The sequence below is a fragment of the Fibrobacter sp. genome, assembly GCA_012523595.1.
Classification (GTDB): Bacteria; Fibrobacterota; Chitinivibrionia; order Chitinivibrionales; family Chitinispirillaceae; genus JAAYIG01.
In genome coordinates this window covers 1-11,708 of sequence record JAAYIG010000243.1, presented here as the reverse complement: position 1 = coordinate 11,708, position 11,708 = coordinate 1, and the positions used below count along the sequence as shown (strand labels likewise).

Below are 11,708 nucleotides of genomic sequence, written 5' to 3'. Positions count from 1 at the left end.
CCACTCGCATTCTCTCCAGTTGAAATTGACTCAGTGCTTCTGGTCGATGGCGGATTATCAACAAATATTCCTGTCGAATACGCGCGCGAATTGGGATTCCATAAAGTTATTGCTGTGGATGTGACTTCTCCGATGTGGAAAAAGGAAGATATTGAAAACCCAGTGAAACTGGTCGATCAGATAATAACCATAGGGCTTGCAAATCAGAAAAAGAACGAACGGAACAAAGCTGACGTGGTTATCACTCCTGATCTTGACAATTTTATTAAAACAGAATTCAGTGCCGTAGACTCACTTGTAGCTGCCGGCTATAAAGCTGCACAGAAAAACATGGATCTTATACGATCCACTCTCCAATTGAAATATCAGGCGTCCTCCGAAAAAAGCTCTCCTTCCATTCCCGAACCACCCATAGTAAAAGGAATCCAGGTATACGGAAACGACCGGACATCCACCCGCCTCATTACAACTGCCGCTGCAATCAAGACCGGAGATACACTCTCCGGTGAGTTGATCAAGACAAGTTTAGCCTCTGTCCACGCATCGGATCTCTTTGAGAATGTAAACATAGACATGGATTCTTTGCATCAGGCCAGAATCATGGTTGAGGAGAAGAAATACTGGCGTATGAGGATGGGAATCCGCTATGATGAGTTTCATCTTGGTGAAGGTTTCATTCAGCCTGCATACGAAAACCTTCTGGGACTTGGAATAGTCACCGCAATTCATCTCCAGTATGGACTCAGGAGGGAAAAGTACGCTATTGATTTCCAGGGTAACCATCTGCTCACCCCCAATTTCGCCAACAATCTTCAGATCCAGTTCTACATTTCCAAAGAAAGGATTTTCCAGCGGGAGATTTTTGAGAACGATTCCATCTCCCTTTCCGAGAGGAGTTTAAAGAAAACCGGAATACTGACGATGGTTGGGACACAAATCGGGAGATGGGCACTTCTCTGTGGCGGATTCCGGATAGAGAGATATAAAATCCAGCAGTCTGACAGAAGCCCTTTTACTGATGTTCTGGGGCTGAAATCCCATGAGGGGCTACCCTATTTTATGCTCAGGCTTAACTTTGACACCATGGACCGATATCCCTTTCCCTTCTGGGGTATGAATCATTCTTTTTCGATCGGTGCGACAAGCAGAGCACTTGGTGGACGAGATAATCTCTTAAAATTCAGCGCGACCCTGGGGCGTTACTTTACCATAGCCAGGCGTAACACCCTCTTCCCGCAACTCCTTTTCAGTTACTCCAATAGTAGCCTGCCTGAAGTTGAAAGGATATACCTGGGAGGAGCGATTCCCGAAGGCAGGTATAAAGAGATGAGTGTTTATAACTATGTACCATTCATGGGTCTTCCTCCTATGGCGCTTTCAGGAGATGTTCTGGGGCTTGTTCATCTGGACTATCGTCTGATGCTCAGAAAAGGTATCTATGCTCAGATCATCGGAGACTGGGGTTATACCTGGCGGAGTAACGATTTTAACAGTGAAAAAGCTCTGGAGCAGTTTGCCAGGCTGGCTCCGATGGGAATAGGAGTGGGGTTATCCTGCGAGACAATCCTGGGACCGATCAGGTTGGCATATGGCCGGCTGATAAACAGCTTCAGACATCAGGGCATCAGATCAGAGGGGCAGTTCTATTTTTCTGCAGGGCATGATTTCTGAATTATATTGCCCACAGTCCTCAATACCTAATATATTAGAAGGACTAAAGTTTGAGTACAGCTATGCCTGCATGATGGCTGGATGTATTTTTTTTTCATGCGGAGATCTATAATATAAACATGCGTGTAAATATAGGCCCTAAACTGTTTATCGGCTTTCTGGTGGTTATTTTCCTCAACGTCTTTTTTCTGGTGATTGTATCCAAAACAGAAAATGTAAATGGGATAACCCGCATTTTAAAGCGGCAGAATGAGATTAAAAATGATATGCTGCGGCTTAAAACCCTGCATAAAATCCAGGGTCCCAGCATAATCAGCTACCAGCGGGTCGGCAGGCTGGAGTCAGTGGAAAACTTCCAGGAAATTCACAATGAGATAACAACTCTGATCGGAGCAATGGATTCCAAAGTGGACACAATCCAGTTGCTTGATTCGATTTTCTCACAGAGTGATATTAACGGACAGAATGACGGCTCGATAAGCAGACTTAAGAAATCGATGATAGACATACGCACCTATAACGATCTTTATGCAGGCACTTTCGACAGCATCGTAAAGTCAAAAAACGCTGTCGTGGATCCCAAAAAACTCCAGGCCTGGGGAGATCTGATAAATGATGTTGATCAAAAGCTCAGTGAAACTATCGATTCTGCTGAAAACATCATTGACCAGCAGACAAATCTCCGTATCAAGGAAGTTGAAGCCAGAGTAGCAAATGTTAAACAGATTACAATTGTTATAATTGCAGGAGTAACACTCTTCGCAATACTGTTCGGATGGATCTTCTCCAAATACATCACAAACGCTCTCAGACGTCTGAAGGAGTTTGCGGGACATATTGCAAAAGGCGATTTCAATGTGGATCCAACAGGATACCCCAGTGATGAAATCGGGGATGTGGCTACGGCCTTTTTTGAGATGTCCATTGATTTGAAGAATACTCAGGAAGAGCTTATCAAGTCTAAAAGGCTGGCAGCCATTGGAGAGATTGTAGCATCTGTTAACCATGAGATAAACAATCCGCTCATGATTATTTCCGGTAATGCGCAGTTTCTTGAGATGCTGATGGAGAATTCTCCTGCAGATATCAAGGAAAGAATACACACCATAATCGAAGAAACAGAGCGCATTTCCAGAGTTACACGTAAACTGAGAGAAATCAAGAATCCGGTTGTGGAAGACTATACTTCAAGCGGTGAACAGATGATTAACCTTGACAAGTCATCTCTCTGATCCGGGAAATATGACAAGTATTATCAAAAAACTGACTTTTTGCGGCGCTGTTCTGAGTGTATACCTGATGTGGGGATGCACGGCAAAGGTTATTACCTATGAGCAGCAGATGCTCTGTGAGGCCGATTCCCTTTTCAAAGCAGGAAACTATGATTACGCAAAGACCAGGTTCTCTAAAATCCAGGAATCAAAGCCCGAGTCCGATGAGGCAAAAAGAGCTCAGTTTATGCTAGGCCTGATAAATCTTTACTACGACAATCCCTCTGCAAACTGGGAGATTGCCCTTCAGGAGTTTAAAAAATTCGCATCTCTCTATCCCGATGACTACAGAATCGGCGAGGTTAACTCCTGGATCAGATTATTGGTAGTCATGCAGTCTTTCAAGAAAGAGTATCGTGGAACTGCTGACAAGCTGGAGCAGCTTGCAAAAAGCAAGGAACTGGAGGTATCTCAGCCCCAACCCCGCAAAGTCAATATAGATGCAATCACAGAATCGCTGAGGAACTGCTACAATGACCGCGATTCACTCACCAGAAAATCCAGGGAACTTGAGAATTTTATCCTCGACCTTGAAAGAAAATGTCAACAGGCAGGCCGCCAGTAGCATTATCCTATTATGAAAAAGTCTCTCTTTCGCAAAGAAATTTCATCTGTAAACACAGTGGTAATTAAAGTCGGCAGCAGAATACTTACTGCCGGAGGTCATGAAAAAAGGGTTAAAAATCTTGTCGAAGATATACTTCTGCTTCACCAGACAGGAATCCGAATGATTCTGGTCTCCTCAGGAGCTATTGCCCACGGGATGAAGGTTCTGGGACTGGAGAAGAGGCCAACTGCCATTCCCCTCCAGCAAGCCTGCGCTGCAATCGGCCAAAACAGACTCATGCAAATATACCAGAATTACTTCTCAAGCCGCAATGTCCCTGTGGGACAGGTGCTTCTCACCTGGGATGATCTCAGGAGCAAGAAGCGGTACCTGAACCTTAGAAACACCATGTTTCAGCTTCTTGAATGCGGTGCAGTGCCTGTTATAAATGAGAATGACTCAGTAGGGATCGAGGAGATTCAATTCGGCAATAATGATATTCTGGGGGCTCAGGTAGCCCTTCTGGTACAGGCGGATCTATTTGTAAATCTGACTGATGTCGGCGGACTTTATGACCGCAATCCACATCAATGCAAATCCGCGGTCCATATCCCTGTTGTATCTCAAATGTCTGCCTCGATTCACAAACTGGCTGAGACAAAAAAAAGCGAAGTCAGTGTCGGAGGAATGACTACAAAACTCAAGGCAGCGGAAATGGTTACCAGGGCCGGAATCTATTCTCTCATTGGTGATGGGTTCGATCAGCGGCTCACCGATGTCTTAACAAAAGAACAGTGCTCCACACTCTTTCTGCCGTCAGGACGTCGTATGTCCTCGAGGCAGAAATGGATCGCCTTTACCGGCCAGTCCAAAGGGGTTATATCCGTCGATGACGGTGCTGGAAAAGCAATAATCGAACGGGGAAAAAGCCTTCTCTCTGCAGGGATACTCAACACATCGGGCAGTTTCAAGGCCGGAGACAAAGTAGAAGTCCGCTCCAAAGACGGCAGACTGATTGCAGGAGGTCTGGTGAATTACTCCTCTGATGAGATAAAGGCTATCCAGGGCTGCAAAAGCTCTGAGATCGCATCACGTCTGGGAAAGAAAAATTTTGATGAGGTTATTCACAGGGATAATCTTGTACTGATGGGTTCATCTGACAATTAAACAGAAAAGGTTTTATCAAGCAAACATATCATATAGACAGGAATCATCTCATGGCATCAACAAATCTCCAGAAAACAATCGACCGGATAGCCTCGGAAGCTAGGAAAGCTGCTCTTCTGATGCAGGATGTAAAGGTAGCAAAAATAAACAGCGCACTTCTCCTCCTGTCAAAAATGCTGGTAAAGGAAAAAGAGCTGATCCAGAAAGAAAACATAAAAGACATCGCCAAAGCCCGGAAAGCAGGCCTCTCAAGCGCCATGATCGACCGGCTCACTATCACCGATAAAACAATTGCCTCCATGTCCAAAGGGCTTTCAGAAGTAGCTGCCCTGAAAAGTTCTGTGGGCACCGAATACGACCTCAGAAAACGCCCTAACGGTTTGTCAATTTATAAAATGAGAGTACCGATCGGAGTCGTGGGAATTATCTACGAGTCAAGACCAAATGTGACTGTGGATGCAGCAGCTATCTGCCTCAAGTCTCTTAACGCGGTAATACTACGCGGCGGTTCAGAGGCGTTCAATTCCAACATGGTGCTCACTTCACTCTTCTCGAAAGCACTCATCAAATCCGGGCTGCCTTCAGAAGCAGTACAGCTTCTGCCCACTACAGACCGCAAAGCTATTGAGCTCATGCTCGTTAAAGATAACCAGATCGATCTTATTATCCCCAGAGGAGGAGAAGGACTTATCCGAATGGTGGTCGAGAAGTCGCGCATTCCGGTTATCAAGCATTACAAAGGAGTCTGCCACGTTTATATCTCGTCAAAGGCTGATATGAAAAAGGCCGTCAGAATAGCTGAAAATGCCAAAATCCAGAGACCCGGCGTCTGCAATGCCATAGAGACTCTTTTACTGGACTCTACCCTGCCTGAGCGCAGCCGCAAGGCTGTGATTCAATCTCTGCTGGATAAAAAAGTTGTCATCTATGCCGATGCAGCCACTCGCAAGCTTGTTCCTGGACTGCAGAAGGCAACAGAAGATGACTGGAGAGCAGAGTATCTCGATCTGAGACTTGCAATCAGAACTGTAAAGAATATTGACCAAGCTATAGAGCATATTAACACTTACGGATCTCATCACACCGACTCTATTATCACCGAGTCACGTACCGAGGCTGAAAAATTTATCAAACTTGTTGATTCATCATCAGTGATGATAAATACCAGCACCAGGTTCTCCGATGGAGGAGAATACGGCATGGGGTGTGAAATAGGAATATCAACTGACAAGCTGCATGCCCGCGGTCCGATGGGAATTGAGGACCTGACCACCTACAAATGGATAGTAAAAGGAAACGGGCAGATAAGGGAATAAAGACCTCTGCAATCCACAAGGCAGCAGGTGTAATAACTTCCAGGGTTCCCGGAAGCCGGTTTCTGTTTTTCTGCCGGATTGAAAACAACTTCGCAGAACAGCACTGGCAGATGTGTTAAATATTTCATGATTACGAGAAATCACGATCTATTTTAATTTGAACAATCAGTCTGTAGAAAGGTATTCAAATGAATCTTCTTGATGCAGTAAAGTTTGATGAAAAGGGTCTGGTTTCAGCTATCGCTCAGGATTATAATACCAGCGAAGTTCTGATGCTTGCTTACATGAACCGGGAAACACTGGCGGAAACACTCGAGAAAGGTGTGATGGTTTATTTCAGCCGCTCCCGCCAGAAACGCTGGTTTAAGGGAGAAACATCCGGCCACGTTCAGAAAGTTCGCGAAGTCTACATTGATTGCGATGGTGATGCTCTTCTCTTTAAGATCGACCAGACCGGTGCCGCCTGCCATGAAAACTATTTCAGTTGTTTTTTCCGCAGGAATATCGAAGGGACCTGGCAGGTTGTAAAACAGAAGATAGAGTGATGCACAGAATATGTGTTTCATCCCTTGATTGAATGATCACCCGATCCAGGACCGAAAATTGATGAACTCTAAACTTTCTCCCCGTGTGGAAATCTCTCTGGATAACCTTCTTCACAATCTCAGGCAGATTCGTTCCATTGCACCGGGGACAGGCGTACTTGCGGTTGTAAAGGACTGTTCCTATGGCTGCGGCAGTGTAATGATCACCCGCACACTCGAACAGCAGGGCGGGGTCCATTTTTTCGCCGTGGCCAGACCTGAGGAAGCATTTCTTCTGCGGGAAGAAGGATTGAGCAGCCCCATACTGGTTCTGGGTGAGGCCGATTCATCACAGATAAAAGAGGCCTGGACAAAAGAGATTCTTTTTTCCTGCAACAGTTTAGATACTCTTAGAAACTGGATTAAATCGGGACTTCAGGTGAGATTTCATCTGAATATCGACACCGGCATGCATCGAATGGGCCTTCTGCCCTCCGAAGTGGAAGACTTCGCGAAACATCTCCAGAACAGCTCCGGTAATCTGCTCTTTGAGGGTGTGTTTACTCACATGACATCAGCGGATGTACCAGGAACAGAAACAGTACAGAGCCAGTTAGCAAGTTTCCGCAAAGCTCTGTCTGTCCTCCGCTCTCATAACCTTTCTCCTGTTCACATACATTTTGGCAACAGTGCGACAGTTATGCTCCATGGGATAAGCGAGTGTACCTTGATCCGCCCTGGAATTGCCCTTTACGGCTGCAAGCCGGACCCTGCTCAGGATTTTCCTCTCGACCTCAAGCCTGTAGCCGCACTGAAAGGATATATTGTAAGGATGAAGCAGGTTCCGGCCGGCACACCAGTCAGCTATGGAGCACATTATATCACTGAGCAGACCACATGGATTGCCACTATTAACGCCGGTTATGGCCAGGGAGTCCCAAGGTTTTTAAGCAACAAAGGTTATGTACTTATACGTGGTAAGAAATACCGTATAGCAGGAAATGTGACCATGGATTATATCATGGTCGATGCGGGGCCGGAGCCATGTATCGGGATCGGTGATGAGGCGGTAATTATGGGGAATCAGAATGGAGAGAGTATTACTCCAGATGAGATCGCTTCGATGGGAAATACAATTGCCTATGAGATTCTCTGTAATCTCAGTACTGCCATAGACCGCTATTATTATTTAAACGACTCGATCGTATTTCATAGTTCCGGCAGCATTTTTTAGGGAATAATTGCAATTATGTTTTTTTTTATCTCTGTAGAAGAAAATGAGGGAAAGATATTCCAGAAGAAACAAAACCGACTGTTTCTGGCTGTGAATCCTGATTGTAACACTGAACAATGCCAGATCGGCTGTGGCGCCTGCGGCGGGAACAGCAGCGTAAAAAAAATAACTGTTGTCACAGACAGGGCTGAAGAGTATCTGTTAGGGCAGACAGTCAGATTCAGGCGCTATATTCTGAATGAAGCTATAGGGGCACTGATAGTGTTCGGGATTCCACTTATCATGGCTTTAGCGACAATAATCACCTGGTACATTATCTCACCTCAAAAAGCAGATACCCCACTCGCCGTTTTTACAACCGGGGTCTCCTTTATCACCGGATTTGCGGTTGTCTGGTTGATTGACAACATTTTCCGCAGAAAATTCCCTAATATGATTTTAAGCAGTCTTGATAAAGAGAACGGGGATTAGTAAGCGGATGGATGAATGGCTGGATTTTTCCGAGCTGATCGATAAAACCCAGGAGCTTATAGAACTGGGACTCCACGATGAGGCACTGAAGATTCTTGACGAATACAGCAGAATCTACGGTGATGAGTGGGAGATATATGTTCTCTTCTCCCGGATCTATACTGAGCAGAACCAGCCAGATAAGGCTATCCCCTGCCTTCACAAAGGCCTGAAAATCGACAAGACCAATGCAGACTGTCTTCTGGGGCTCTTTTATGCTTATGCCATGAAGGACCAGGTCGCTAAAGGCGCCCGATATCTCTTCCGTGCCCATCAATTTCATCCGGAAAACGAACTGATAATCTCATCTCTGATATGGTATTACACTGAGATAAATGAGATCGGGAAAGCTATAGAGCTTTTCAAGGAACTCAGTGCCAAAGGGATTTCCAATCCTGAGGCTTTCCGTAATGGTGCTCTTGCCTTTGAGCGGGCTGGACAGCGGGAAAACGCGGAAAAATGCTTCAAGGCTGCTCTCGAGCTGAATCCTGCTTACGATGAGGTCCGTGATCTTTTAGCCGACCATTATCTCTACCTTGAACAGGCAGAAAAGGCTATTTTCCTCTACCAGGAAGCATTAAAAGAGTCTCCACGAAATATCCGCATTCTCTCCAGGCTTGTGTTCTGTTACTCCCAGGCTGAAAAACCCGACCAGGCCTCATCACTTGCAAAGGAGATAATCCGTCTTTATCCCAATTCGCCTGTAGGCTATGTGGACCTTGCCTACGTTGTTCTTAACGCAGAAGACTATGACAAAGCAATTGAATGTGCAGATAAAGCACTGGATATTTCTCCAATCGATCCTGAGGCATTCAGAGTCAAAGCTTTAGCCTGCTCAGAAAAAAAAGATTTTGACACAGCAGAAAAGCTTTTTCAGACCGCACTCTCCATGGCTCCGGAAAATACCGAAATTCTCCGCGATTATTATCATCACCTGCGAAGTTCCGGACGCTACGAGGAGATGGAGAAATGTGTAAACAATGTGATCAAACTCGAACAACCCTACTGTACTGAGGATTACTGGTTTCTTGCAGATTATTACCGTGAAAAAGAGCAGATATCAAAGTCTTTTCATTTTCTTAACAAGGCATACAAGAGCATGCCCGGAGAAAAGGAACTTATTCCCCCAATGGTTGACATAATGCTTGAAAGGGGGCATGCCGGGTACTCCCTGCCCTTCCTCTTCAATTATGTAGAGGATAATGGGTGGAATGAGGTGATGAATGAGTTTGCACATCATAAGAGAATGAAAAGTAAATGGGCTCAGGAGAGTATTCGTCTGCTGAGGTTTTTCGGACGTTCGGGTGATTACCGCGACTATGTTTTTTCCCATTATCTGCGCAAATTCATCATCGGGTCAGCCATTTTGATTTTGCTTCTGAGCACTGTACCATTATATTTGCTCTGGGGAATAAGCGGCATTATTTTCCTTGCTGTTATAGCAGGAGGAGCGATCGGCGCCTATGCCGGAACGCGCTCTCTTACCAGGAAAGTGAAAGCATCAGGAGGATAATATGAGTGATGAAAACTCCAGACCGGATCTGGTTCTTCACATCTGCTGTGCCCCTGATGAAGCCTGGGGAGTACATACTCTCCGAGATCAGTATAATATCAGAGGTTTTTTCTGCAACCCAAACATTGACCGCGAAGAAGAGTACAATCTCAGGCTGGAAGAAGCAAAAAAGGTCGCTGCACATTACGGTATTCCACTGGAAGCTGACAAATACGATCCACAATCATGGGAAGAAAGCATCGCACCCTTTGCCGATACTCCTGAAGGCGGTGAGCGCTGCCGCCGGTGTTTTCTTCTACGGCTTCGCAGAACCGCAGATTTCTGCAAAAAAACCGGTGGAAAGCTTTTCTCAACAGTAATGAGTGTCAGCCCGCATAAGAGCATAACATTGCTCAATGAAACCGGATCAGCATCCGCTGTTGAATATGGAATCACCTATGAGTGTCTGAACCTGAAAAAAAATGATGGTTTCCGGAAGAGTGTTCTATTGAGCAAGGAACTGGGTCTTTATCGTCAGGATTACTGCGGATGTCGTCTGAGCAGGAAAGAGCGGGACCTTCGGATCCAGAAAAAGAAAGCATCCTCTGCTTCCCTTCCTTGCTGATTAATCTGCGATGATTTATTTTAATCAGACTTTAGTCGGGACGTAGCGCAGTCTGGTAGCGCACCTGAATGGGGTTCAGGTGGCCGCTGGTTCGAATCCAGTCGTCCCGACCATTTTTTTATCCCCCCAGGTCTTCTATATCCCTTGTCAAAATACATCTTCTGCCTTGATTTCGCCCCCTCCCGGAACCTATTTTTTAAGACTGTTCTTAACTTTCAGAAAAGGAAAGAAGGTGAGACTGAATGAACGGTATAGTTGTACGAGAAGATGAAGCTTTTGAAAAGGCACTCCGTCGCTTTACTAAAACATGCGAAAGGGCAGGAATTCTGTCTGATGTCAAAAAATTCCGCCATTACGAGAAGCCCAGCGAAGAGAAGAAAAGACGTCTGAATTCATCCAAACGCAAACGTATTCGTGAAGAAAAACGGATGACCTATAGAACCGAACGATAAATCCGGCTCTAATCAGAATTCAAAGACTGTTGCGCCTCAGGCTTAACAGTCTTTTTTTATTCCCATAAACTCCAGCGCCTTGAATCCCAGCACAGCACAGGATGTAGCCACGTTAAGAGAATTCTTATACCCCAGCAATGGTATCTCCACAAGCCTGTCACATCGTTGCATCACTTCCATGCTTACCCCCAGTGCCTCGTTCCCGAACACAAGACCCAGCGCGGAAGGGTATTCTGCTTTGTCGTAAGGAGAGGCCACTGATGCAGTCTCAGCCGCCCATACCTCTATTCCCCGTTCATGCAGATAATCAACAGCATCTATGGTATTCTCGAACTTTTTCCAGGGTACATAATCGATAGTCCCAAGTGAGGTCTTCTGAAGTTTGATGTGTGGTGGAGATGCGGTATAACCACAGAGAAAAAGTCCGCTCACCCGCATCGCATCACAGAGCCTGAATATCGCTCCCACATTGAAAGCACTCCTGAGATTATCCAGAATTATGTAAAGAGAATTTTTAGGAAGGCGCCTGTATTCATCAAGGGGGATGGGAGAATCGAAACTTCTCACCTCAAACGAGGTTTCCATATCTCCTTTCACTGGTTTTCCTTTACCGGTCACGGAGTCGTCTTTCCTGTCAATGTCAATCTATTTTCATATCTTCTTGCTATCATAAGAAGAATCCCGCCACCGAGAAAAAGAATCCCCACAGAGGACATCCCTACCCTCGAGGCAGTCAGTGATTCCAGCCCTGCTTTACGTGTAAGGAAAGCTACAGCCCCCACCACAGCAGGGCCGATTATTACCGCAAACCTGCTCACTACATTGTAAAACCCGAAATACTCGGCAGATTCAGACTGAGGTACCATCTTTCCAAAATAGGACCTGCTGAGCGCCTGAAT

13 protein-coding genes and 1 tRNA gene are annotated in these 11,708 nt (G+C 45.6%); 12 read left to right on the top strand and 2 right to left on the bottom strand.

The genetic code is table 11. The features are described from left to right. From GX089_16850 to rpsU, 12 genes are all read left to right on the top strand, one after another. The coding region (locus tag GX089_16850; protein NLP04165.1) for a BamA/TamA family outer membrane protein at window positions 1-1,671 on the top strand (1,671 nt) is incomplete at its 5' end. Window positions 1,672-1,790: 119 nt separating this feature from the next. Continuing rightward, window positions 1,791-2,903: a HAMP domain-containing protein gene (locus GX089_16845; GenBank protein ID NLP04164.1), complete on the top strand. Its 1,113-nt coding sequence runs from the start codon at window positions 1,791-1,793 to the stop codon at window positions 2,901-2,903. 10 nt (window positions 2,904-2,913) lie between these two features. Then, a complete protein-coding gene (locus tag GX089_16840; GenBank protein NLP04163.1) occupies window positions 2,914-3,507 on the top strand; it encodes a hypothetical protein in 594 nt (197 codons plus the stop codon). Window positions 3,508-3,519: 12 nt separating this feature from the next. Beyond that, on the top strand, window positions 3,520-4,656 hold the full coding sequence (gene proB, locus GX089_16835; protein ID NLP04162.1) for a glutamate 5-kinase: 1,137 nt from the start codon (window positions 3,520-3,522) through the stop codon (window positions 4,654-4,656). A 50-nt stretch (window positions 4,657-4,706) separates the two neighbouring features. Beyond that, on the top strand, window positions 4,707-5,972 hold the full coding sequence (locus GX089_16830) for a glutamate-5-semialdehyde dehydrogenase (protein NLP04161.1): 1,266 nt from the start codon (window positions 4,707-4,709) through the stop codon (window positions 5,970-5,972). Between the two features lie 188 nt (window positions 5,973-6,160). Continuing rightward, window positions 6,161-6,517: a phosphoribosyl-AMP cyclohydrolase gene (gene hisI / locus GX089_16825; GenBank protein NLP04160.1), complete on the top strand. Its 357-nt coding sequence runs from the start codon at window positions 6,161-6,163 to the stop codon at window positions 6,515-6,517. A gap of 61 nt (window positions 6,518-6,578) precedes the next feature. Next, entirely contained in the window at window positions 6,579-7,730 is a 1,152-nt protein-coding gene (alr, locus tag GX089_16820) for an alanine racemase (GenBank protein ID NLP04159.1), read from the top strand. A gap of 15 nt (window positions 7,731-7,745) precedes the next feature. Next, complete coding sequence (locus tag GX089_16815) at window positions 7,746-8,201, top strand: SoxR reducing system RseC family protein (protein ID NLP04158.1); 456 nt, start codon at window positions 7,746-7,748, stop codon at window positions 8,199-8,201. A 7-nt stretch (window positions 8,202-8,208) separates the two neighbouring features. Beyond that, the gene (locus tag GX089_16810; GenBank protein NLP04157.1) at window positions 8,209-9,753 is read left to right on the top strand and encodes a tetratricopeptide repeat protein; all 1,545 of its coding nucleotides are present in this window, start codon (window positions 8,209-8,211) and stop codon (window positions 9,751-9,753) included. Between the two features lies 1 nt (window position 9,754). Then, window positions 9,755-10,357 (top strand): epoxyqueuosine reductase QueH, encoded by a 603-nt coding sequence (locus tag GX089_16805; protein NLP04156.1) that lies wholly within the window; start codon window positions 9,755-9,757, stop codon window positions 10,355-10,357. A 36-nt stretch (window positions 10,358-10,393) separates the two neighbouring features. Next, window positions 10,394-10,470 (top strand) — tRNA-Pro (locus GX089_16800). Window positions 10,471-10,599: 129 nt separating this feature from the next. Next, a complete protein-coding gene (gene rpsU / locus GX089_16795; GenBank protein NLP04155.1) occupies window positions 10,600-10,809 on the top strand; it encodes a 30S ribosomal protein S21 in 210 nt (69 codons plus the stop codon). A 42-nt stretch (window positions 10,810-10,851) separates the two neighbouring features. Here the strand turns inward: rpsU and GX089_16790 are convergent, their stop codons facing one another. Both GX089_16790 and GX089_16785 read right to left on the bottom strand, forming a co-directional pair. Further along, window positions 10,852-11,394 carry an RNA methyltransferase gene (locus GX089_16790; GenBank protein NLP04154.1) on the bottom strand — a complete coding sequence of 181 codons (543 nt, stop codon included), beginning with the start codon at window positions 11,392-11,394 and terminating at the stop codon, window positions 10,852-10,854. Between the two features lie 29 nt (window positions 11,395-11,423). After that, window positions 11,424-11,708: MFS transporter (locus GX089_16785; protein ID NLP04153.1), on the bottom strand; the 285-nt coding region annotated here is incomplete at its 5' end.

What these genes read in the sequence shown, in the direction of transcription:
- GX089_16845 (NLP04164.1), top strand. Translation starts at nt 1,791, where the DNA reads ATGCGTGTAAATATAGGCCCTAAACTGTTTATCGGCTTTCTGGTGGTT.
- GX089_16840 (NLP04163.1), top strand. Translation starts at nt 2,914, where the DNA reads ATGACAAGTATTATCAAAAAACTGACTTTTTGCGGCGCTGTTCTGAGT.
- proB (NLP04162.1), top strand. Translation starts at nt 3,520, where the DNA reads ATGAAAAAGTCTCTCTTTCGCAAAGAAATTTCATCTGTAAACACAGTG.
- GX089_16830 (NLP04161.1), top strand. Translation starts at nt 4,707, where the DNA reads ATGGCATCAACAAATCTCCAGAAAACAATCGACCGGATAGCCTCGGAA.
- hisI (NLP04160.1), top strand. Translation starts at nt 6,161, where the DNA reads ATGAATCTTCTTGATGCAGTAAAGTTTGATGAAAAGGGTCTGGTTTCA.
- alr (NLP04159.1), top strand. Translation starts at nt 6,579, where the DNA reads ATGAACTCTAAACTTTCTCCCCGTGTGGAAATCTCTCTGGATAACCTT.
- GX089_16815 (NLP04158.1), top strand. Translation starts at nt 7,746, where the DNA reads ATGTTTTTTTTTATCTCTGTAGAAGAAAATGAGGGAAAGATATTCCAG.
- GX089_16810 (NLP04157.1), top strand. Translation starts at nt 8,209, where the DNA reads ATGGATGAATGGCTGGATTTTTCCGAGCTGATCGATAAAACCCAGGAG.
- GX089_16805 (NLP04156.1), top strand. Translation starts at nt 9,755, where the DNA reads ATGAGTGATGAAAACTCCAGACCGGATCTGGTTCTTCACATCTGCTGT.
- rpsU (NLP04155.1), top strand. Translation starts at nt 10,600, where the DNA reads ATGAACGGTATAGTTGTACGAGAAGATGAAGCTTTTGAAAAGGCACTC.
- GX089_16790 (NLP04154.1), bottom strand. Translation starts at nt 11,394, where the DNA reads ATGGAAACCTCGTTTGAGGTGAGAAGTTTCGATTCTCCCATCCCCCTT.